The sequence below is a fragment of the Novosphingobium kalidii genome, from assembly GCF_040534015.1.
Taxonomy (GTDB): Bacteria; Pseudomonadota; Alphaproteobacteria; order Sphingomonadales; family Sphingomonadaceae; genus Novosphingobium; species Novosphingobium kalidii.
Genome location: NZ_JBEWLY010000019.1, coordinates 51,676 through 72,775 on the forward strand (window position 1 = coordinate 51,676; position 21,100 = coordinate 72,775).

Sequence of the window (21,100 nt, forward strand, 5' to 3'; positions counted from 1 at the left end):
CGGAAGAGGATGAATCCAATGAACGTTGACGCCGCCGCCCTTCAGGAACTGATCGACAAGGAAGCCATTCGCGAGCTGGTGCTTTGCTATTCACGCGCAGTGGACCGCAAGGACGTCGAACTGCTGCGCGACCTCTACACCGAGGACGCAACGGACAGCCATGGTGACAGCTTTGATGGTCCAGCCAGCGGGTACTGCGACTTCATCGCCCAGTCGCTGCCTTACATGCCCTACAGCGGTCACCACGTTTGCAACCACATGATCAGCGTCATGGGCGATGAGGGCAATGGTGAGGTCTACGCCCTCGCCTACCACATCATTCCCGATATGACTGGCGGGGATGCCCGCGAGGAAGACTTCATGGCAGTGCGCTACATCGACAACTATCGCCGCTGCAGCGACGGCAAGTGGCGGTTCTCCAAGCGAGTCGTCACCTATGACCTCAAGATTCGTCGCCCCTTTACCGGCGGTGGGTTGCTCGGCCTTGGTGAGAAGGACCCCAGCTACGAGGTCTGCGAGCACCCGCTTTTCCAGCGCGGCCCACGGCCTTGAGGGCGCCTCTTTTTGAAACGCCGTTCACCGGTGATCGACCGTACACTCCGCTGCCAGATGGGAGTGCTGTTGCACGCGGTGAGAGCGTGAGCACGTGACTGGCGATGACCCATTGGGAGTAGATACCATACCTCGAAAATTCATCGCGGGTTGGCGGCAAGTCGCCATATGCTTCGTACTTCTCTCCGCCTCAGGCATGGTTGCTTCGACCTATTCTCTCATCGCGGTGCCGCTTTACCGTGAATTCGCGCCCAGCCGCATGGTTCTCATGCTGTCGATGACGGCGATGGCAGCGGTCAGCGCGGTTCTCATGCTCATGCTCGGCAATCTGTTCGATCGGTTTTCCGTCCGGAAGCTCATGGTTCTCGGCGGCTTCTGCCTGGCCGCCGGATATGCTTCCATTTCCTTCACCACGTCGTTCAATCAGGTGCTGGTCATATTCGCCGTGCTGATGTCTTTGTCGAACGTGCTAATTGGTCCTCTGGCGTCGACCGTGCTGCTGTCGCGGTGGTTCGAGCGAAAGCGCGGCCGCGCCATCGGTGTCGCTATTGCCGGCATTTCCGCTGGTGGATTCCTTTTTCCCCTGATCATTCAGGGCTTCCTCGACGCCTATCAATGGCGCGAGGCGTTGCGCTTGCTCAGCCTCGTGATCGCAGTCCTGACCATCCCTGCTGCCCTGCTGGTGGTCGATAGGCCTGCGGACCGAGGGCTTCACCCTGACGGGATGGCCGAACCGAGCGAACAGGCACGCGCGGAAATGGCGAGTACGCCGATCTCCGCTCGTACTATCCTGACCGACCCGGCCTTCTGGATGATCGCGGCAGCAGTCGCGACAGTGACATCGGGCATGAAGGGCATGATCACCAACCTGGCGCCCCTGGCGCTCGATGCCGGCATCCCCGCCAGCGACGCGGCTTACCTCATCTCGATCTTCGCCGGCTCGAGCTTCGTTGCGAAAATGCTATTCGCTACCTTCGCCGACAAGCTTGGACCTCGCGCTCTGATGTTCGCGTCGCTTGGCGGCTTCGCTGTGGGCCTGGCTTGCCTCACACAGGCGCACCTCGGGTTTGGCGCCATCGCGCTGGGCGTGGCGATCGTCGGGCTCGCCGGCGGGTTGATGGTGCCGACCGAAAGCTATCTTGCACCCCGGGTCTTTGGTCAGCGTGCAGTTGGCCGAGCAATGGGGCTCCTGTCGGGTACTATCCTCATCGCGCTGCTTTCCACGCCGCCGCTGTTCGGCTTCATATTCGACGTCACCGGCAGCTACACGGCCATATTCTGGACCTTCTCCGGACTGGCGGTCGCAGCGCTGTTCATGATCCCTGCTATCCGCCTTCACCCCAAGCAGCGGGACGTTGTGCCTCTTCAAAGGGAAACGCCTGAAGAAAGCAGCCTTGCTGCGAGCAAACTCGTGTCAGGCGATGAGTCTACTTCTGTGCAAGCGCATCAAGTGCCGCGCAGATGTTGGTACGCACGCGAGGATCGCGAGTGACTTCCAGCATCGCGCTGAGACTGGATCGAGCGCGCGCGACATCACCGGTGATGAGATGAAGGCGCGCCCGTTCCCACCACGCGTGGCCGTTCGACGGCGCAACGGTGGTCATGCGCTCATACAAAGTCAGCGCGCGCCTGGCATCGCCCGCGGCTTCAGCCCGGCTGGCCTGATTCATCAGCAAGCGCAGCAGTACGGATCTGTTCTCCATCGGCGCGAGGTGCTCACTGGTGGCGATCACGCTGTTGCCCAGCATCGATCGCAGGAGCTGAGCAAGGGCCTCTGGCTCCACGACAGCGCCAGAGGCGAAGGGGTCGATCAGAATCGGCTCTACATCGGAACCGAGGCGAGTGAGCACGTGCCCAGGTGTGTTGAGCGCATCTGCCGTCCAGCCTTGCCGCCTCGCCGCCCCCACATAAATAATTGAGAGACTGACTGGCAGGCCCCGCCCCCGATCAAGCACCCGGATCAGATCGGCGTTGTCCGGGTCATCGTAGGACTGGCGGTCGCCGGTCAGGCCGAACTCGTCTCCGATCACGCCCGCCAGCACCTCCGCCTGAGCGCGTGCGGAGTGCTCACCGCCTCCGACCGCTGCCACGCGCGCGGCAATCTCCTCCAGGCGGCCGACATAGTCCTCGATATCCACGTCTGGGTGATCAAGCGCAGCAAGTTCAAGCGCCGAGCGATCCAACGAAATCGCGTCGTCCTCAAGCAAGCCGATGGCGATTACTGCATCGCTGCTCGTGGTTTCATCGGGCAATGCCGCCTCTCCTACTCCAGTGCGCCCGGATCTCGGGTGCTTCTGTACAGAACTTCCGGGCGCAGCGCTGGTTTCGAGATCAGGAGTGACGTGCGGTGACGAAGTTATCGCTCACCGAACGTAGCTGGCACCGTTGGCGTCGATGATTGCGCCAGTCATGGAGGGAGGCGCATCCAACGCGAGGAAGGCGGCGATCGTAGCGATCTCGCCGGGTTCTGCGACCCTTCCGAGCGGTATGTCGGCCAACAAAGCGTCGCCGCCACGGCTGGCGAGATAGTCGTCTGCCATGCCCGTCATCGTGAAGCCCGGACAGATCGCAAAAGCAAGGATCCCCTCCGCAGCGTAGCCGCGCGCAATGGTCTTCGTCATGCCGACCATCCCCGCTTTTGACGCAGCATAATGCCAGTGCGCCGGGCTGTCTCCGCGATATGCGGCGCGACTGGCGACGTTGATGATGCGCCCCGTGATGCCGGCGCCCCCCCACTCGAGGACCGCGGAACGGCACAAGGAGGCGGACGCTTCCAGATTGATCGTCATCGTGCGACGCCATTCCTCCATCCAGACCTCGTCAGGTCCATCGAGCGGCGAGGCTTCGAATATGCCCGCGTTGTTGATGAGCACGTCGACGCGGCCATCGAGCCGCTCCAGCGCCTTCTCCCAGAGCAGTGCGGGGCCCCCGGCGGACGAAAGATCGGCATCTGCGCTAGCTGCGGCGAAAACCTTCGCGCCCCGCTCGTGAAGGGTAGCAGCGATTGCTGCGCCGATACCGCGACTGCCGCCGGTGAGAAGAATATGTGTAGCCATGCGCCTCACTAACGGGAGCATCGCTCCAGGGAAACAGCTCCTGCCTCACGTCTGCCCACGATTTGCCACTGAACGCGCAATCTGGCGAGCTTGGATCGCCGCCCCTCAACACGACCAATTAGAACGAGTGACGCGTTTCGAGGTTGAAGCGCGGACTTCTGTCGTCGGTGTCGTAGCGTGGGCCGGTAAGCGGAAAGGCAAGCTGCAGATCGATCGCAAGGTCGCGTGTGATCGAGGTGGAGATGCCACCGCCGGTCGACGCCAGCGAGCCACTGCCACGTCCGCCGCCCACATTGTCAACTACGCCCGCGTCGGCAAAGGCATAGAGGCGAGCACGCTCAACCAGCCCCGCGGGATGCACCCAGTCATAGCGCAGCTCGCCCGATCCCATGAGGGCCTGCTCGCCGGATCTTTCGTTGTAGTTGTACCCTCGCAGGAATCGGCTGCCGCCCAGCCCTGCCTCCTCCGTGATCAACAGCGGCGTGGTCGATGTCTGACCAGACAGCGCCACACGCATGCTGAAGCGATCGAAAAGATTGCCCGTCCAATCCACCCAGCCCGAGACCATAGTGAAGTCGGGCGCGGCGTCGCCACGTGAGGCCAGCCGATCGCCCATCAGTGTGGCGTCGAGCACGTCCAATCCCTGTGACAGCGTCATGCGCGCACGCATCTGGCCGGCAGCGACCAGCGCATAGCCATAGACGCCCACGCTGATCGTGGTGATGCGATCCTTGCGCGCCAATATGCCTTTGCGCTCCTGGCGCAGCTCGCGTGATTCGAGATCGCCCTCCAGCCACAGACTTGCGTCGCGGCGGCGCCATAGAGGATGGCGTACGCCCAGCCCTGCGCGCCAGCTTTCTCCGAAGATGCCGCGGCCCCGCAGGTAGGCGCCAGGCTCGGTCGATGAGTATGAGCCCCGCACCGACACCTCGGTCCCTGCTGTCGAGACCAGCTTCACGTATTGGAAGCGGCCATATTGCAGTTCGCTCGGTTCGAACGGAGTCGTCTGATAGGTTAGAGCTATGCGATCATCGGCGGCGAACAAGCCATTGAAATTGGCTTCTATTCTCGCCTGAGCCGGGCCGACGGGCTTTGAGCCGTCATTGTCGAATGTCACTCGGCCGCTGGCGGGATCGCGGCTCACCTCTACGATCAGCACGCCCTCGCTTCCGCGCCGCTCGTAGCGACTGCGGCGCACCCACACGCCCGGCAAGTCACCGATGAGCAAAAGCCGCCGCTCCACTTCGGCGAACGTCACCGGTCGGCCGCTGCGCAACGGGTCAAGCCAGTTACGGATGACCGCACTGTCATCACCCTGGACTTCGATGTGGTCAATCACACCTTCGTCGACGGCCACGATCAGCACGCCAGCGTCGAGCGGTTGCGGCGCGATTCCAGCGGAGGCAAAGATGTACCCGCGGCTTTGCAGTCGATCGGCGATCCTCTTGGCCAGGCTGGCCAACTCCTCGCCGGTGAGCGCGCGGCCAGTATATCCCTCGATAATGTCAACGAAGTCAACCGGCTGCAGGATGCGCAGCCCGGTAAGCGCTATCGCCCCGACCGGATAACGTGTGCCGCCCAGCGTCGGCCCGGCAGGCTGCTCAACGGTCTCGATCTGAGGACGCGGCCCATCCCGCGGTGCGATGTCGTTTTCTGCATGCGCGGGGTCGACGCGGTCGAGTGCCGTAGTGGGCGAATCAGAGACGCTTTGCGCTTTCGCGGTGTTCGTGCCGACCAGCATCAAGGCAGCAAATGCCCAGTTGCGAAACGTCATGTGCTGTTGCCCTGATCCCACGCTGAGCTCGTGGTTTGACCTGAAAAAGTTACCAAATATCCAAGATAACTGAGACTTAACTATGACTGCGAGGAGCTTATCAACGCGCAGGTCCTAGGGTTGACCACAAAATAAGAGGGGCCTTATGCGTACATTTCGCCGGAAGATGCTTGTTGTTCTTGTAACTCTGGCAAGCACCACCAGTGCCCTCGCCCAAACGGGACCTTGGATTGTCAGCGAAGCCGCTGGCCCGGTGCGGATTACCGATACCGCCGGCCAGCGCGAAGTGCATCGCGGCGATCAAGTGGCAGTGGGCGCGACGGTTGCGACCGGATCGGGCGGTCGCGCGGTGATGGTGCGGGGGCACGAGTTCGTGACGATCAGTGCTAATAGCCGCCTGCGCATTGCCGACCCCAGCAAAGACCGCTCGCTTGTTCAGATCGTGCAGGACTGGGGCAGCGCAGTCTTCCGGATCGGCAAGCAGCCAAACCCGCACTTCGCCGTAGAGACCCCGTATTTGGCTGCCGTGGTGAAGGGCACCACCTTCTCCATTTCCGTGGCCGAAAAGGGCGCGGCCATGCAGGTGCTCGAGGGCGCGGTGGAAGTGGAGACCAGCGACGGCGGCGCACGCGAACTGGTTCGGCCTGGCGCCGTAGCAATGGTGGGCGCGGAGGACCGCTATCGCCTAACCATTCAGGGCAGCGAAACGCGCGTGATTGACTCGCCCGCGCGCCCGGCCGAGCCGACGGCTTCTGCTCCCGCTCCATCCGCGCCTGCCGCACCCTCGGCGCCCACTCTTAATGACACATCGCTGCCCGCGGTGCTCGCACCTATTGCGACCGACACGTCCGTCGTGGCGCAGCTTGAGACCAGCTTCGAAGCGCCGGCCAACGATCTCAGCGACATGTCCGACGGCCTGATCTCCGGCAGCACCGGAGGCTTGGCGGCAGTTCTGGTTGCCGATGTGGCCGCCGGCCGCACCGACCTGACCACACCAGCACCAGCACCAGCACCCGAATCCCAGCCCCAACCCGAGCCGCAGCATCAACCCGAGCCACAGCCCCAACCCGAGCCACAGCCCCAACCCGAGCCACAGCCCCAACCCGAGCCACAGCCTCGACCCGAGCCGCAGCCCCAGCCCCAGCCACAGCCTCGGCCTGAACCACAGCCTCGGCCTGAACCACAGCCTCGGCCTGAACCACAGCCTCGGCCTGAACCACAGCCCCGGCCTGAACCACGACCAGAGCCCGCGCCGGTCGATGAAGGGGACGGCGGTCGAGGCAACGGCCATGGCAACGGCCATGGCAACGGCAACGGCAACGGCCATGGCAACGGCAACGGCAACGGCAACGGTCATGGCAACGGCAACGGCAACGGCAACGGTCATGGCAACGGCAACGGCAACGGCCATGGCAAGGGCCACGACGAAGACTGACTCGCTGCCGCGGTTCGCCGCCTAAGCAATTGCCGCGACGCCGGGTGCCCCCAGGTTGTAGCCTCGTAGACCTCGCATCGGCGAGCGGCGCGCTGGTCCGGCTAAGTCGGGCAGGCTGGCTTTACGCCTCCTCCCACGGCGAAGGATCATTCGATGCAGGTTATTTGACCGCCATGCCCGAGCTTCCTTCGAGGATCCTCGCTGAGGATGTCCCTCGACGGAGATTACGCCGCTGAGGGGTTTGCGGGGGTGCGGCTGACATGGCGCCACAGCAAGCAACAAAAAGCCCCGCAGAGTAGCTAAAACTCTGCGGGGCTTTTGGTGCGCCCGGAACGATTCGAACGTCCGACCCTCAGATTCGTAGTCTGATGCTCTATCCAGCTGAGCTACGGGCGCGTTGGAGAGGCGCCAATAGAAAGGCTTTCGGAGTCTGGCAAGCGCTAAAACGCACTCGCCTGCAAAATTTTAAGCAATCCCTCTGCCAGGGGGTAGTCAAGCGGCGGCATCGCTAGTGCGGCAAGCTGTGTTGGCCCATACCAGCCGACACTTGCGCCCGCTTGCGGCTCGGGCGTGCCCGCCCATCGGGTGCAGACGAAAAGCATGATGATGAGCGGCCTATCGCCCCGGCCATCCGTTCGGCCAGAGGCGAAGGCGGCAGGCACGAGATCCGTCGGCGCTGTCACCAGACCAAGCTCTTCCTGCAGTTCTCGCGCTGCGGCGACCTCGGGGGCTTCGCAAGGCTCCAGTTTTCCCCCGGGGAACTCCCATAGCCCGCCGTGCACCGCACCCAAAGGGCGACGCTGCATGAGCACCCGCCCGGCTGCGTCAATCAACGCTACGGCGGAAACCCATAGCGGCTCGGCTCGGTCCAAGTGCTGCATCTGACTTAAGGGATCCTTCATGCAAGCGTGCGACCTAGCACCAGAATGAAGGCATGTTGAGGCACTGATGCGGGGCGAACGAATCCTGATGCGATGGCTGCGCGATCAGCGCGGCGCGACCGCAGTGGAGTATGGCCTGATCCTGAGCTTGATCGTGATCGGGCTAGTCGGCGTCCTGTCAGGAGTAGCCGGTGAAACACTCAAGATGTGGGCCTTCGTCCAATCCGAGTCAGTTAAGGCTCATAACGGCGAGGATTAAGCGAATCTCAAGTTTTCCGGCGTAGTCAACGAAGTGTCCGCCGGGCTGGCGCTTAACGGACCGGGTATTTTTGAGACGTTTTACATTCCCAGGAGACTATAGATGCAGTTCAAGAAGCTCCGCCGCGACGAAAAGGGCGCGACCGCCATTGAATACGGCCTGATCGCCGCTCTCATTGCCGTTGCAGCGATCACTGCAATGTCCGGTCTAGGTTCGCAGCTCAGCGCGACATTTGAAAAGACCTCGGAGACGATGGCTTCAACCGCTAACGGCACTCCTGCAGCGCCTGCAACGGAGTAAGCTCTATAAATCCTTCGTCCTTCCACGGATAGTGTTGGGCGGCAGAGAGACCTGCCGCCCTTCTTGTATGCACGCCGTCCTGCGCCTCAGTACGTGACGATCTTCACCTTCTGCCCCGGTGTGAGCCGCGCGTCCGACTGCAGGCCATTCAGCACCAGGAACCGTTCCAGCTGCGCATCGCGGTACGCCATGCGGCTGGCGAGCGACCGCAGAGTATCGCCGGCACCCACCGTCACAACGCTAACGCGGCGCGGCCTGATCTCTCCGGCTTCGCTAGCGGATATCCGCCGTACTGACCGGAACATCGGATTGAACACACCGGCATTCCCCGCCTGTGTGATCGCCACGAAATGGTACGCCTGACCACCGCCGAAGTCGGAGGCGAAGACGGTGACATCGACTGGCCCGCTGGAGCCCTGTGCTCGCGCCGTAGCGTAGCGGACAGGAAGACCATTGACGGTTGTGCTTTGCAGCGTCTGCGGCGTGAGGTTCGACTGGCTTGCATTGGTCAGGCTGGCGAATACTTTCCCCACATAACTGTCGAGATTGCCTTCGATCCGTCCTCCGGCGAACTCCGCCTTGCCGGACTGGCCGTTGATCGAAACGGAGCGGGTCCCGTTGACGAGATAAAAGCCCTGCGGCGCTTCGAAGGCGAACCGCAGTTCCGGATGCTTGAACATGTTGCCGTCGACGATGCCCTGCCGCGGATCGTCACCATACACGAGGCCGTTGATCCCGCTGAGGAAGGCATCGCGCTTCGTCAAACCGGTGGCATTCGCGCCGGCAGTCCGCAACGCGTCACGAACACGAGATGCCGGATCGGGGTGAGTGGAGGCCCACTCCGGAACCTGATTGGTGCTTCCACGCAGTTGCGCTTCCAGGGCGTTCTGACGGGCAAGGCTTTCCAGCACGGACGACATCGCGCGAGGATCGTAGCCCGCGCGCCGCAGGTACGCGATGCCAAGCTGGTCCGCTTCCAGCTCCTGTGACCGGGAGAACTGAAGTGTCAGCAACTGAGAGCCTTGCGAGAACACCTGCTGGCCCAACTGGCCGAAACTGCTGTCCCCCAGGAGTACCCCGGAAAGCACCGATCCGAGCGCGCCCAAGATCGAGTTGCGGGTTGCTGCCTTCTGCCGCTTGGCCGAATGGCGCGCCGCCACGTGACCAACTTCGTGCCCCAGGACACCAGCAAGCTCGGCCTCGTTGTTCATCAGCGCGGCGAGCTGACGCGTCACATAGACGTAGCCCCCCGGTACCGCGAACGCATTGTTGATCGGAGAGTTGAGCAAGGTGACCGTGAAGTCACCGCGCGCATTGCTAAGACCCGATTGGACCGCGATGTTCTTGCCGACGGTCTCGACATAGTTGGCCTGCGGGCCTGTCACCGCGCCGCCGAATTCCGCCAACAAGTCAGGATGTGCCTTGGCCCCTTGCGCCTTGTCGGCCTGGCTGATCGCGATGGCGTCCGTAGTTGCTCCCGCACGCGGAGCTGCCTGTACAGGCCCGCTGCCGCCTGTGGCACCACAGGCCACAAGGCTGGTCATGGCCATTGCTGCGGTCACCCGAAGAGCGAGCTTACGACGGTTAATGCCCATTAACGTCCTTCTTTCTGTTCCCGTGCTGGATCCCCAGAAGAACGAGACCCCTCATCCCTTGTTCCCAGATCAAGCTTCCTGACGCCTGGCTAGCGGGTGGCGCGCATTCACGAGCGCAACCAGTCGGGCGCTCTCGACATGCGTGTAGATCTGGGTGGTCGCGATGTCCGCATGGCCCAACAGCATCTGCAACACCCGCAAGTCAGCCCCACCTTCCAGAAGATGGGTTGCAAAGGCGTGGCGCAGCACGTGAGGCGAGACGCGCGCCGGATCGAGATCGGCGCGCAGGGCAAGTTCGCGCAAAAGCTGGAACAAACGGACGCGGGTGAGGTGCCCGGAGGCTGCGCGAGAGGGGAAGAGGAAGCGGGAGTCCCCTGGCCGTAGCTTCAGCCACCGAGAGAGCGCTTGCCGGGCGCGGCCGCTTACCGGAAGGAGACGCTGCTGCCCTCCCTTCCCGGTCACGTGCAAGAAGGGTGCATCGCGCGGGACGGCGGTCACCGGAAGCGAAACGAGTTCACTTGCGCGGAGGCCCGAGCCGTAGAGAAGTTCGAGCAGGCACAGCAGACGAACGGCTTCCGAACGCTCTGCCAAGGCCTCTTCCTCGGCTCGCGCGAGAAAACGCGCGACCTCCTCGCGGCTGAGCAGGCGCGGCAAAGGCCGCTGAGCCCGCGGGCGTGGCAGCGCTGGTGAGGGATCATCGTCGCGCAAGCCCTCCTCTACGAGAAAGCCGTAGAACTGCCGCAACGCCGAACAGCGCCGTGCGAGACTGGAGGCAGCGAGGCCGGACCAGGCCGAGCCGAGCGTGTCGAGAGCGTCCGCATTGGCAGTGGCCGGATCGCCCATAGCAGCCTCTGCGGCTTCAAGGTCGCGACGATAAGCGTCGAGAGTGTTGCGTGATGCGCCGCGTTCGACGGCCAGCATCGTCAGGAAGCTCTCTACTTCTCCACCTGAACGCTCCCGGTCCGACCCAGGCTTGGGATCAGACGGGTCCGAACTATGCATGGCTTAGGCTCGCGCGACCGCTTCGGCCGCGATCATGCGCGCCTCTGCCTCAAGGCCAACGCTCCGCAAGGCCGAGACGATGTTATAGAGGTAGCGCGGGGTCATCTGCGACCAGCTTGTGCCCTGCATGCCCAGACCAGCGAGATATGCAACCGTCGCCGCGTCACCATTGCGCGCCGCACCCTGGATTGCACGAGTCCAGCGAGTCTCGCTTGCAAGCTTCAGGTTCCGACTGGAAGAATAGTCGTCAATACTGCTCGATCCGATCCGGCCAAGGCCAGCAAGGCCAGCGATCAGAAAAGCAGACTTGCGCGTGTTCTCGCTCTGATCGGCGTCCACGAACGTATCGATGTCGCCGCTGCTTACCTCCGACGAGCGGTTCGGAGCCACGAGCGCCAGCAGGGCCCAGCCTTCGGTGCCGTCGTCGACCACATCGGCCCAGCGCAAGGCATTCGCGTCCAGACCGGCGGAAAGCATGGCCGCGATAAGCGGCGCTGCGCTGTCCGACATTTCCTCTCTCACCGGCAAGCGCGCCGCTGCGTAGGCCGTCAGCACCTTGCGCGCATAATCCTGCACTGCCCCCTGCCCGCTATCCCAGAGCGACCGGATTGCAGTCAAACGCGCGGCCGGAGCCTCCGCTACGTAAGCCTCACGCAGCAGCTCAGCCCGGTCGGACCAGTCTCCGGTGATGTCCGGATCGGCATATAGCTGCCCAAACAGATCCACCATCGCTGCGCTGGAGAGAACGCCCGCAGCAGCGGCGCGGTCCGCCGCGGCGGCTCGGCGAGCAAGGCTCACGGCAGGCGCCAGTGCCGTAACGTAATCATAGCGCGCACCTGCATTTTTCATCAAGCGCCCGGGCGGCTCAAGGCCAACGGCATTGGCGAGCCCGAACCGCCACGGCGTCATCTCCGTCACTTCATCCCACTCGATGGTGACGGCGCGTCGGGAGCGGCCAGCTGCACCAGCGTATTTCTGGGCAAGCAGAAGATCGATGCGGGGCATGGTCCCGCGGACCCGGTACCGTTCGAGCTGTGCTGCTGCGGCGGCGCCGTTGCCGCGATAAGCGCTGCAGATGCTCTTCGCGACGTTCCACTTCGGCTCGTCCCGCTCTGCGCCGTGTAACGCCATGATCGGACAGATGCCGGTGAAGTCGCTATTGTCGGCATAGACATCGAGCGCCAGGGCGTTGAGTTCGGGCGTGTAGTTCCCAGCATCGACGTCCTGCAGAAGCGCTCGCGCGGCATCGGCTTCACCCATCCGCAGCAACAGCGACACGCGCAAGGCCAGGAACTCCTGGGGGCTGAGCCCGCGCGGAGCATCGAGCCGCGAAGCGAGTGCGCGGCGCAGCAGGATGTGACCCCAGCGCGAAACGAGCTGACCTTGGTTTGCTGCCAGCGCGAGCCGGACGAGACGCCCGTTTTGCCGGGACAGCGCCTCGCCGGCCAGACCGCCCTCACCTTCATCGATCAGGCCAACCTGCGACATCGCGCGGCGGGCGCTCGGGGGCATGTCGAAGTTGGGGTCGAGACCGAGCAACTCCTGAAAGTCCTCGGGCGTCATCCGCGCGAGTTCATCTACAGAGGGCAACCGTTTGAGCGTGCCATCGGCCTGTGCGCTCTCAGGCCTACTTGCAGAAGAAGTGTCGCCCTCGGCTTCGGAACTGCGCTGCGACGGCACCGCTTGCACCACCGGAGTCGACACCGCCGAAGGTGCAGAGCCGCCGCTTGCCGAAGGCGCAGGTGCAGGCCTCACGGCTGGAGCTTTGACCACCGGCGTAGCCCTTGGGCTGGGCGCAGGCGTGGGCTCGTTGAAGCCGGGCGGCAGCAGCGATTGCGGCGCGCCCTGCGCCAAGGCCAGCGCGGAGGTAAGCGCAAAAGCTGCGCCCGCGAGCAGGAAGGGAGTTCTCACTTCTGTGTCCTCGGCACCGGTAATGGCTCTACGATGTCGCGAAGAGGCTGGCGACCACCGTCAACCCAGGCATAACCGAGCAGCACGACAAGAGGCAGGAACAGCGCCATCATTATCACTCGCCTGCCAATGCGACCGTTCACTCGACTTCCTCAAGGATGCTTGCGCGCCGACCTAGCCTAACTATAGGGGCCGCTGCAATGGACGTTCCACAGCCCCGCTTCTCCGATCAGGAAATCGCCCGGATAGCGGAGCGGATCGGGCGCCCCGTCGTGCTCGTCGGTATGATGGGCGTGGGGAAGTCGAGCGTTGGCAAGCGCTTGGCAGGACTGCTGCACTGGAACTTCATCGACGCGGACGACGAGATCGAGCGTTCGGCGCGTATGGCCATTCCCGAAATCTTCGACACTTACGGAGAAGGCTACTTTCGCGATGGCGAGCGCCGGGTCATTGCGAGGCTTCTGGAAGACGGCAGCCCCACCGTCATCGCGACGGGAGGCGGCGCTTTCTGCAATCCCGCCACGCGCCAGCTCATCCTCGAACGCGCAGTCGCCGTCTGGCTGGACAGTGACGTCGACACGCTGGTCGAGCGTACCGCACGCAAGGACAACCGCCCGCTACTACGCGATGGCGATCCTCGCGAGATTCTCGCGAAGCTGCGTAATGAGCGCGCTCCTGCTTATTCCCAGGCGCCGATCCATGTTGTCAGCGCCAACGGTCCGCATACGCAGACCGTGAACCGAGTTCTGGAGGGAATTGCGCAATGGCTGTGATCCCCGTCGATATCGCCGGCCGCCCTTACGAAGTGCATGTAGGAGCCGGTCTCCTGCCTCAGCTGGTCGAGCATTGCCGCGGACGGCTGCGGAAGCGAGCCGTGCCGATCGTCACCGATGCCAATGTGCATACCGCCTGGGGCGAGGTGGTGGAGACTGCCCTGCGCGCCGATGGACACGAGCCCCACTGGCGCATCCTGCCGCCCGGTGAGCAGACAAAAAGCTGGGACGAGCTGGCCGCGACGGTCAATTGGCTGCTGGCGCTGGAAGTTGAGCGGGGCGATCATGTGATCGCCTTGGGCGGCGGCGTGATCGGCGACCTCACCGGCTTTTGCGCGGCGATCCTGAAGCGCGGCTGCCACTTCATCCAGATCCCCACAACACTGCTTGCACAAGTCGATTCCAGCGTCGGTGGGAAAACGGCGATCAATACGCCCGCAGGCAAGAACCTCGTCGGAGCGTTTCATCAGCCTTCGCTGGTCCTCGCGGACCTGGCGGTACTCGAAACCCTTCCCCAGCGCGAACTGCTTTCCGGCTATGCCGAAGTCGTGAAGTACGGCCTCTTGGGTGATGCCGATTTCTTCGACTGGTGCGCGGCGAACGGCGCGGCAATGCTGGCCGGTGACGCTGCGCTTCGCGAATATGCCGTTGCCCATAGCGTCGCCGCGAAAGCCAGAGTCGTCGCTGAGGACGAGTTCGAACGCACGGGCGCACGGGCATTGCTGAACCTGGGCCACACCTTCGGCCATGCGCTGGAAGCCGAGACCGGCTTCTCCAACACTTTGCTGCACGGAGAGGCGGTGGCGCTGGGCATGGTGCTCGCGGCGCGCTACTCCGCTCGTAAGGAGCTGATGCCCCCCGCCTCGGCGGAGCGTGTGGCAGAGCATGTCAGCGCCATGGGATTGCCTGCCAGCCTCGTGGGCCTGCACCTTGGCTGCGACGGTAAAGCTCTGGCTACGCACATGCTGCACGACAAGAAGATGGACGCCGGGACGCTGCCCTTCGTGCTGATGCGCGGGATCGGACAGGCCTTCCTCGATCGCCAGGTCGACATGGCCGACATCGCCGCATTCCTGGACGAGGAACTCTCACGCGCCGGCTGAGAAGCGGCGATCGGTGGCACTGAAGCGATAGGGTGCGCGTTGCCCGCAACTCTCTTCGGCGCGAGCGGTTTCCCTAATGTATGCCGCGCAACGGAGATCCGCCATGACTGAACCTGTAGCCATCAGCGAAACCGATCGCCTGATCGCCTCTGACAAGGTGGAAGGCACCCGCGTCTATAATCTCGACGGTGAACGCCTGGGGTCCATCCGCAACTTCATGGTTCACAAACGTAGTGGTCGTGTCGAGTACGCTGTAATGGAATTCGGCGGCATTCTCGGCATCGGTAACGAGTACTACCCGCTGCCTTGGGACATGCTCGACTACGAAGAAGCACAAGGCGGATACGTCGTGGACATCGATAAGGACAAGCTGGAGGGAGCGCCACGATACCGTGATCGCGACCCAGTCTGGGATGAGGTCTACGCCCGTCAGGTTTATGGATATTACGGAATGCCTTTTCCTGTCTTCTAGAGCCGGATCTTTTTAAGACAGGCAGGCACCAGTTGCCACCGGGGGGCGGCCGTAGCGCCTTCGAACCGGAGGCGCTCGGGGCGGCAGGTTCATCGGGACCTGCCGCCTTTTTGATTTTCGTGCTGCCGTCCCAATGTGCGTCCCTCGCTTCTACGTCCCGCAAGCACGGGACAGACGTGCTGCGTTGCAGGGCTTAAGCGTCGTCGTTTCGCCAGCACGACGGACCGCCCATGACCGCAGCCGAAGCCACGCCCGATTTAGATCCCGACACCGTCTCGGGCGCGGACGACCGCGCCTTTCTCGGTCATCCCAAGGGACTTGGCTTCCTCGCGTTCGTCGAAGGGTGCGAACGCTTCTCCTATTACTCGATGCAGACGCTGCTGGTCCTCTACATGACCAGGTACCTCCTTTTGCCCGAGAACATCGGCAATGTGATCGGCCTGCAAGCGCTGCAGCACGGGTGGTACGGCGGCCTGGAAGGACAACCATTCGCCTCGCGGCTGTTCGGCGACTATACCGGACTTGTCTATCTCACGCCGATCCTGGGGGGCATTATCGCCGATCGCTGGCTGGGGCGGCGCGTGACTTTGGTGCTGGGCGGCGCGGTCATGGCGATCGGGCACTTGCTGATGGCATTCGAAAGCGCCTTCCTCTTCGCGCTGCTGGCGCTGGTAGTCGGCGTCGGGCTGTTCAAGGGCAATATCGCCAGCCAAGTCGGCGAACTCTACGACACCAAGGACCTGCGCCGCGCGACGGCCTTCCAGATCTTCTACATCGCAATCCAGGTCAGCGTGATCGCTGCCCCGCTCGTCTCAGGCACGCTGGGCGAGAAAGTGGGCTGGCACTACGGTTTTGGCTGCGCAGGGCTGGTGATGGTTGCCGGGCTGCTGCTGTATATCTACGCCAAGCCCTGGCTGCCTGCAGACAACCGGCCGGCGCCAGGCGCCAAAGCCGATGCGGCGGCGCGGCTGCAGCGAGCGGATGTCCCGCGATTGCTCGTGCTGGTTCTGCTGCTCCCCATCCTCGCCCTGGCGCTGCTGGTGAACCAGGAGATCTTCAACGCCTATCTCGTCTGGGCCGATGAACAGTTTCACCTCACCTTCTTCGGAACAACGGTGCCGACCAGCTGGATGATCACGGTCGACGCAACCGCCAGCTTCAGCTTACTCGTCGCGGTGACGGCCTTCTGGAAGTGGTATGCCGGCAAGTACGGCACCGAGCCGGACGAACTCGACAAAATGATCATCGGCAGCGTCTTCACGATCGCTGGCGCGCTGTGTCTGGTCATGGCGGCAGCGACGCAGGGCGAAGGCAAGATCGGCCTGTTCTGGCCAATCATGTTCCACATCCTCAATAGCATTGGCTTTGGCCACACTCTCCCGGTCAGCCTGGCGTTGTTCACCAAGGTGGCGCCTCGCGCGCTGACCGGCACGGTGGTGGGCATCTACTACCTGGCCTTCGTGGGCGCCAACCTGGTCGTCGGCACAGTCGGCGGGTGGTACTCGACGATGGACACCGTGCAGTTCTGGCTTCTGCACGTCGGCGCCGCGACGGTCGGCCTTGTCGCTTTCGTGCTGCTGAAACTCACTCTCGGCAAGGTGCTGAACGCTCCGCAGTCAGGCTGAGCGTTCTGTGGCGAAAGCAACTACAGCGAGCCGAAGCTGGCTCCCTCAGCCGAAAAGCGCGATCGACTGCATACCCGTGAGCATCGGCGCGCCATCGACGTTCCACAAAGCCATCCGCTGGCTGGAGCAGCCCTCTTTCGCGTAATCAGCAGCAGTGCGTAACAACCACCAACCCTCGCGCGTCGCCGGAGCGGGCGTGAGCAGATTGACCTGCCAGTGCATCGTGCTCACCGGCACGCTCGGTGAAAGCAGGCGCATGACGCCGGGCGGCAGCGCATCAGCCGTGAGCAACAGTGCCACTGAGGGGTCCAGCTTCTCCACGTCGCGCGGGCGGACCCACCAGAACATCTCCGGACGGCGTTCGTCGCTCGGAGGAAGCGCAAAGCGCACGTCGAAGTTGTGGCGCAGAAACGTCGCACCGCGTTCCCGCGAAAGGACGGAAGCATCCTGCGGCGCCAGCACGCCCCGGGGGCTGGCGCAATCATCAAACGCCACGGTGCTCTCTACCGAACGCATGAAGACGAAGCTGGCGGTGAAACCCAGCCCCTTGTCGCCGAAGATCTCGCTCGCCACCCAGATCGCGTTACGGCCGCTGCGAAGAACGCGAGCGCGCACCTCTACCTCACCGTGGAGCGGCGCCATCATCGCCATTTGCGCTGAGCGCGGCGGAGGTAAGTCGCCGCCGATCCGCATTGCTTCAGCCAGCGCAAGTGCCGACGAGAAGCCGCCGTACGCGGTACGGCCCTGGTGCCAGGTCTCTGGCACGCGGATCGTTCGCCCCTCTTCCGTGGTTTCTGCACGCGCGAGCACGTCTGCGAAGGTCACGCTATCCTCGTCCATTAGAACAGGCGCGAGCCGTTAGGCACGGGCTTATCGGGAGAGAACAGAACGACCCTGCCATCCTCGTCAGCGAAGCCCACCGTCAGCGCTTCGGAAAGCGCGTTACCGATCTGACGCGGCGGAAAGTTGACGACGCCAGCCACTTGCCGCCCGACCAGTTCCTCGGGCGTGTAGAGCCCCGCCACTTGGCCCACGCTCTTGCGTTCCCCTACACCGGGTCCGAAGTCGATCCGCAGCTGGAAGCTCGGCTTGCGCGCACCCTCATAGACTTCGGCCGCCACGACCGTGCCGATGCGAATGTCGACCCGGAGGAAATCGTCGAAGGCGATCTCCTCCCCGGCCGGTGCCATCGGATCGTGGTCGACGTGCATGTCACTCCAGCTCGAGGATCACTGCATCGACGGCGAGACTTTCACCCGCCTTGGCATTCACCGCCTTCACCGTACCGGACTTCTCGGCGCGCAGGATGTTCTCCATCTTCATCGCTTCGATCACCGCCAGCGGCTGACCGGCCTCGACCTTGTCACCCTCGGCAACATTCAGCGACACCAGCAGCCCCGGCATCGGACAGATGAGGAAGCGCGAGAGATCCGGCGCGACCTTCTCGATCATGTGCGACGACAGCGATGCCACACGCGTAGGCAGGATCGCCACTTTGTGGATGGCACCACGGGTCGTGACCTTTAGGCCGTTGCGTGTCGGCTCGATCCTGAGGCCCAGCAACTCGCCGCCCACTTCCGCCTCGATCAGACGGTCGCCAGGCGTGTACTCCATGGCAAGATCGACCGCCTTCCCGTCCACCAGCACTTCGTCTTCATCCACTATCACCTCGAACGCGGTCTTCGCGATGGTGACAGTCCACTCGAAAGGTGGCGACAGCGTGTCGGCAAGCTGGCCGTCGACGCGGCGCGCGCGGTCGGCGCGAGCAGTCGCAACGAAGCCCGCCACGGCTGCGATCTTCGCCTTCAGCTCGTCGGAGGGAGGGGCACCGTGGAAGCCTTCCGGGTACTCTTCGGCGATGAAGCCGGTGGTCAGCTCACCCGAGCGGAAACGCGGGTGCTGCATGATCGCGGAGACGAAATCGATGTTGTGGCCAAGCCCCTCGATTTCGAAGGTGTCGAGCGCGGCGATCTGCTTGTCCGCCGCTTCATCGCGCGTCTCGCCCCAGGTCACCAGCTTGGCGATCATGGGATCGTAGAACATCGAGACTTCGCCGCCCTCATAGACACCGTCATCGACGCGCACGCCATCAACGCCGCGACGGCCGTTCGCCTGACCATCGCCGGTCCAGCCTTCCACCGGCGGCTGATAGCGCACGAGGCGGCCCGTGGAGGGCAGGAAGCCGCGATAGGGGTCTTCGGCATAGACGCGGTTCTCGATCGCCCAGCCGTCGATGCCGATATCGTCCTGCGACATCTCCAGCTTCTCGCCCGCGGCGACCCGGATCATCTGCTCGACAAGGTCGACGCCGGTGATCGCCTCGGTAACGGGATGCTCCACCTGCAGGCGGGTGTTCATCTCGAGGAAGTAGAAGCTCTCGCCCGTGGGATCCGCGCCCGAGACGATCAATTCGACCGTGCCCGCCGAGTAGTACCCCACCGCGCGCGACAGAGCGACGCACTGCTCGCCCATGGCCTTGCGCATCTTGGGCGTGACGAAGGGGGACGGCGCTTCCTCGACCACCTTCTGGTGGCGGCGCTGGATCGAGCACTCGCGCTCATTCAGGTAAAGGATGTTGCCGTGCTTATCGCCCAGGATCTGGATTTCGATATGGCGCGGATTGAGGATGAACTTCTCGATGAAGACGCGGTCATCGCCGAACGAGTTCAGGCCTTCGCGCTTCACGGCCTCGAAGCCCTCGCGCACGTCCTGCTCGGTGTAGGCAAGGCGCATACCCTTGCCGCCGCCGCCGGCCGACGCCTTCATCATAACCGGATAGCCGATCTCGCCTGAGATCCGCACCGCGTGCTCGGTATCCTCGATCTCGCCCACGAAGCCGGGAACGACGTTGACGCCGGCTTCCTTGGCGAGCTTCTTCGACTCAATCTTGTCACCCATTGCGGCGATCGCGCCAACGGGAGGCCCGATGAACTCGATGCCCTCTGCGGCCAAGGCCTCAGCGAACGAGGTGCGCTCCGAAAGAAAGCCATAGCCGGGGTGTACGGCGTCGGCGCCAGTCTGCCTGCAAGCCTCGATGATCTTGTCGGCGATCAGGTACGATTGCGCAGCGGGAGCCGGGCCGATGTGGACGGCTTCGTCGGCCATCTGCACGAAGGGTGCCCGTGCGTCCGCATCCGAATAGACGGCAACGGTCTGGATGCCCATCCGACGCGCGGTCTTGATCACGCGGCAGGCGATCTCGCCGCGGTTCGCGATGAGGATTTTCTTGAACAACCCCTTACCCTCCAAACTCGGTCGCCGCGCCCGAAGCGTCGGCGATGAATGTCAAAAAACGATTCTGAATGCCTTGGCGCGCGCGTGCGCTCACTCAGCTGCCTCCAGCCGCGCGCAGCCCTTCGGCATGCGCTCGGCCTCAAACTCCGCTTCCGTGCGTGAGATCGCCATTGGCTTGAGGCCGAGGCGCGCGAACATCGCCATGTCGTTATCGTCCCCCGCGTTGGGCGCGGTCAGCAACTTGTCGCCGGTAAAGATCGAGTTCGCGCCTGCCATGAAGCACATCGCCTGCGTCATCTCGGACATAGACTCCCGCCCGGCTGACAAGCGCACCATCGATTGCGGCATCGTTATGCGCGCCACGGCGACGGTGCGCACAAATTCGACGTCGTCGATCTTGGCGAGCGGGGTGTCAGCGAGCATGTCGCCCAGCACAGTGCCCTTCACCGGCACCAGCGCGTTGACCGGCACCGATTGAGGATGGCTGGGCAAGGTCGCGAGCGTATGAATAAAGCCGACGCGATCCTCTCGCGTCTCGCCCATGCCGACGATGCCGCCCGAGCAGACATTGATGCCAGCCATCCGCACGTTCGAAAGCGTGTCGAGACGGTCGTCCATCGTGCGGGTGGTTATCACCTGATCGTAGCGCTCAGGCGAGGTGTCGATGTTATGGTTGTAGTAATCAAGCCCGGCATCAGACAGCATGTCGGCTTGGACCGGCGTCAGCATGCCCAAGGTCATGCAGGTCTCCAGCCCCATGGCCCGCACGCCCTTCACCATCTCGATGATGGCGGGCATGTCACGGTCCTTGGGATTGCGCCACGCAGCCCCCATGCAGAAGCGTGTCGAGCCGGCATCGCGCGCCTGCGCCGCCCGCTGGAGGACCTGCTGGACTTCCAGCAACTTCGTCGCCTTCACACCGCTCTCGGCTTTCACGGACTGCGAGCAGTAGCCGCAATCCTCTTGGCATCCGCCGGTCTTGATTGAAAGCAGAGTGGACAGCTGAACCTCGTTCGCCGGATGGTGAGCACGATGCACCTCGGCAGCGCGGAAAACCAGCTCAGTGAACGGCAGGTCGAAAAGCTCCGCGATCTCGTCGCGTGTCCAGTCTGTGCGAGCTCGGGTCAT

21 protein-coding genes and 1 tRNA gene are annotated in these 21,100 nt (G+C 63.4%); 9 read left to right on the forward strand and 13 right to left on the reverse strand.

Annotation, left to right across the window (positions count from 1 at the left end):
• The first annotated feature begins 18 nt into the window (after positions 1–18).
• Positions 19–552, forward strand: a complete 534-nt coding sequence (locus tag ABVV53_RS11955; protein WP_353984653.1) for a nuclear transport factor 2 family protein — start codon at positions 19–21, stop codon at positions 550–552.
• A gap of 94 nt (positions 553–646) precedes the next feature.
• Positions 647–2,044 carry an MFS transporter gene (locus ABVV53_RS11960; RefSeq protein WP_353984654.1) on the forward strand — a complete coding sequence of 466 codons (1,398 nt, stop codon included), beginning with the start codon at positions 647–649 and terminating at the stop codon, positions 2,042–2,044.
• Here the strand turns inward: ABVV53_RS11960 and ABVV53_RS11965 are convergent.
• The 3 genes from ABVV53_RS11965 to ABVV53_RS11975 form a co-directional block, all read right to left on the reverse strand.
• Complete coding sequence (locus ABVV53_RS11965; protein WP_353984655.1) at positions 1,980–2,804, reverse strand: SirB1 family protein; 825 nt, start codon at positions 2,802–2,804, stop codon at positions 1,980–1,982. The two genes, ABVV53_RS11960 and ABVV53_RS11965, sit on opposite strands and share 65 nt — an antisense overlap.
• Positions 2,805–2,915: 111 nt before the next feature.
• Complete coding sequence (locus ABVV53_RS11970) at positions 2,916–3,608, reverse strand: SDR family NAD(P)-dependent oxidoreductase (RefSeq protein ID WP_353984656.1); 693 nt, start codon at positions 3,606–3,608, stop codon at positions 2,916–2,918.
• Positions 3,609–3,726: 118 nt separating this feature from the next.
• On the reverse strand, positions 3,727–5,382 hold the full coding sequence (locus tag ABVV53_RS11975) for a ShlB/FhaC/HecB family hemolysin secretion/activation protein (protein WP_353984657.1): 1,656 nt from the start codon (positions 5,380–5,382) through the stop codon (positions 3,727–3,729).
• Positions 5,383–5,527: 145 nt separating this feature from the next.
• Between ABVV53_RS11975 and ABVV53_RS11980 the strand changes: the two genes are divergently transcribed.
• Positions 5,528–6,817 carry a FecR family protein gene (locus ABVV53_RS11980; protein WP_353984658.1) on the forward strand — a complete coding sequence of 430 codons (1,290 nt, stop codon included), beginning with the start codon at positions 5,528–5,530 and terminating at the stop codon, positions 6,815–6,817.
• A 319-nt stretch (positions 6,818–7,136) separates the two neighbouring features.
• On the opposite strand, the gene ABVV53_RS11985 is transcribed toward ABVV53_RS11980, so the two are convergent.
• Positions 7,137–7,213: transfer RNA gene (locus ABVV53_RS11985), tRNA-Arg, on the reverse strand.
• Positions 7,214–7,257: 44 nt separating this feature from the next.
• Positions 7,258–7,698, reverse strand: coding sequence for a (deoxy)nucleoside triphosphate pyrophosphohydrolase (locus ABVV53_RS11990; protein ID WP_353984659.1), 441 nt, complete (start codon positions 7,696–7,698; stop codon positions 7,258–7,260).
• Between the two features lie 67 nt (positions 7,699–7,765).
• Here ABVV53_RS11990 and ABVV53_RS11995 point away from each other — a divergent pair, with 67 nt between their 5' ends.
• Positions 7,766–7,957 carry a Flp family type IVb pilin gene (locus ABVV53_RS11995; RefSeq protein ID WP_353984660.1) on the forward strand — a complete coding sequence of 64 codons (192 nt, stop codon included), beginning with the start codon at positions 7,766–7,768 and terminating at the stop codon, positions 7,955–7,957.
• A 102-nt stretch (positions 7,958–8,059) separates the two neighbouring features.
• The gene (locus tag ABVV53_RS12000) at positions 8,060–8,257 is read left to right on the forward strand and encodes a Flp family type IVb pilin (RefSeq protein ID WP_353984661.1); all 198 of its coding nucleotides are present in this window, start codon (positions 8,060–8,062) and stop codon (positions 8,255–8,257) included.
• Between the two features lie 86 nt (positions 8,258–8,343).
• On the opposite strand, the gene ABVV53_RS12005 is transcribed toward ABVV53_RS12000, so the two are convergent.
• From ABVV53_RS12005 to ABVV53_RS12020, 4 genes are all read right to left on the reverse strand, one after another.
• Positions 8,344–9,852 (reverse strand): M48 family metalloprotease, encoded by a 1,509-nt coding sequence (locus ABVV53_RS12005; protein WP_353984662.1) that lies wholly within the window; start codon positions 9,850–9,852, stop codon positions 8,344–8,346.
• A gap of 69 nt (positions 9,853–9,921) precedes the next feature.
• A complete protein-coding gene (locus ABVV53_RS12010; protein WP_353984663.1) occupies positions 9,922–10,854 on the reverse strand; it encodes a tyrosine recombinase in 933 nt (310 codons plus the stop codon).
• Positions 10,855–10,857: 3 nt separating this feature from the next.
• Positions 10,858–12,765, reverse strand: coding sequence for a hypothetical protein (locus tag ABVV53_RS12015; protein ID WP_353984664.1), 1,908 nt, complete (start codon positions 12,763–12,765; stop codon positions 10,858–10,860).
• Positions 12,762–12,908, reverse strand: a complete 147-nt coding sequence (locus ABVV53_RS12020; RefSeq protein WP_353984665.1) for a hypothetical protein — start codon at positions 12,906–12,908, stop codon at positions 12,762–12,764. The genes ABVV53_RS12015 and ABVV53_RS12020 overlap by 4 nt, the downstream gene beginning before the upstream one ends.
• 57 nt (positions 12,909–12,965) lie before the next feature.
• On the opposite strand from ABVV53_RS12020, the gene ABVV53_RS12025 reads away from it, so the two are divergent.
• The 4 genes from ABVV53_RS12025 to ABVV53_RS12040 all read left to right on the forward strand — a co-directional run bounded on the left by ABVV53_RS12025 (position 12,966) and on the right by ABVV53_RS12040 (position 16,738).
• A complete protein-coding gene (locus tag ABVV53_RS12025) occupies positions 12,966–13,538 on the forward strand; it encodes a shikimate kinase (RefSeq protein WP_353984666.1) in 573 nt (190 codons plus the stop codon).
• Positions 13,529–14,641: a 3-dehydroquinate synthase gene (gene aroB, locus ABVV53_RS12030; protein WP_353984667.1), complete on the forward strand. Its 1,113-nt coding sequence runs from the start codon at positions 13,529–13,531 to the stop codon at positions 14,639–14,641. Before ABVV53_RS12025 ends, aroB begins: the two co-directional genes overlap by 10 nt.
• 103 nt (positions 14,642–14,744) lie before the next feature.
• Positions 14,745–15,113, forward strand: a complete 369-nt coding sequence (locus ABVV53_RS12035; RefSeq protein WP_353984668.1) for a PRC-barrel domain-containing protein — start codon at positions 14,745–14,747, stop codon at positions 15,111–15,113.
• A 230-nt stretch (positions 15,114–15,343) separates the two neighbouring features.
• Positions 15,344–16,738 (forward strand): peptide MFS transporter, encoded by a 1,395-nt coding sequence (locus ABVV53_RS12040; protein ID WP_353984669.1) that lies wholly within the window; start codon positions 15,344–15,346, stop codon positions 16,736–16,738.
• Positions 16,739–16,783: 45 nt separating this feature from the next.
• Here ABVV53_RS12040 and ABVV53_RS12045 read toward each other — a convergent pair whose 3' ends face one another.
• The 4 genes from ABVV53_RS12045 to bioB all read right to left on the reverse strand — a co-directional run bounded on the left by ABVV53_RS12045 (position 16,784) and on the right by bioB (position 21,100).
• Positions 16,784–17,563 carry an acyl-CoA thioesterase gene (locus tag ABVV53_RS12045; RefSeq protein WP_353984670.1) on the reverse strand — a complete coding sequence of 260 codons (780 nt, stop codon included), beginning with the start codon at positions 17,561–17,563 and terminating at the stop codon, positions 16,784–16,786.
• 14 nt (positions 17,564–17,577) lie between these two features.
• Positions 17,578–17,949, reverse strand: a complete 372-nt coding sequence (locus ABVV53_RS12050; protein WP_353984671.1) for a tRNA-binding protein — start codon at positions 17,947–17,949, stop codon at positions 17,578–17,580.
• A 1-nt stretch (position 17,950) separates the two neighbouring features.
• Positions 17,951–19,972 carry an acetyl/propionyl/methylcrotonyl-CoA carboxylase subunit alpha gene (locus ABVV53_RS12055; RefSeq protein ID WP_353984672.1) on the reverse strand — a complete coding sequence of 674 codons (2,022 nt, stop codon included), beginning with the start codon at positions 19,970–19,972 and terminating at the stop codon, positions 17,951–17,953.
• A gap of 90 nt (positions 19,973–20,062) precedes the next feature.
• Positions 20,063–21,100 carry a biotin synthase BioB gene (gene bioB, locus ABVV53_RS12060; RefSeq protein WP_353984673.1) on the reverse strand — a complete coding sequence of 346 codons (1,038 nt, stop codon included), beginning with the start codon at positions 21,098–21,100 and terminating at the stop codon, positions 20,063–20,065.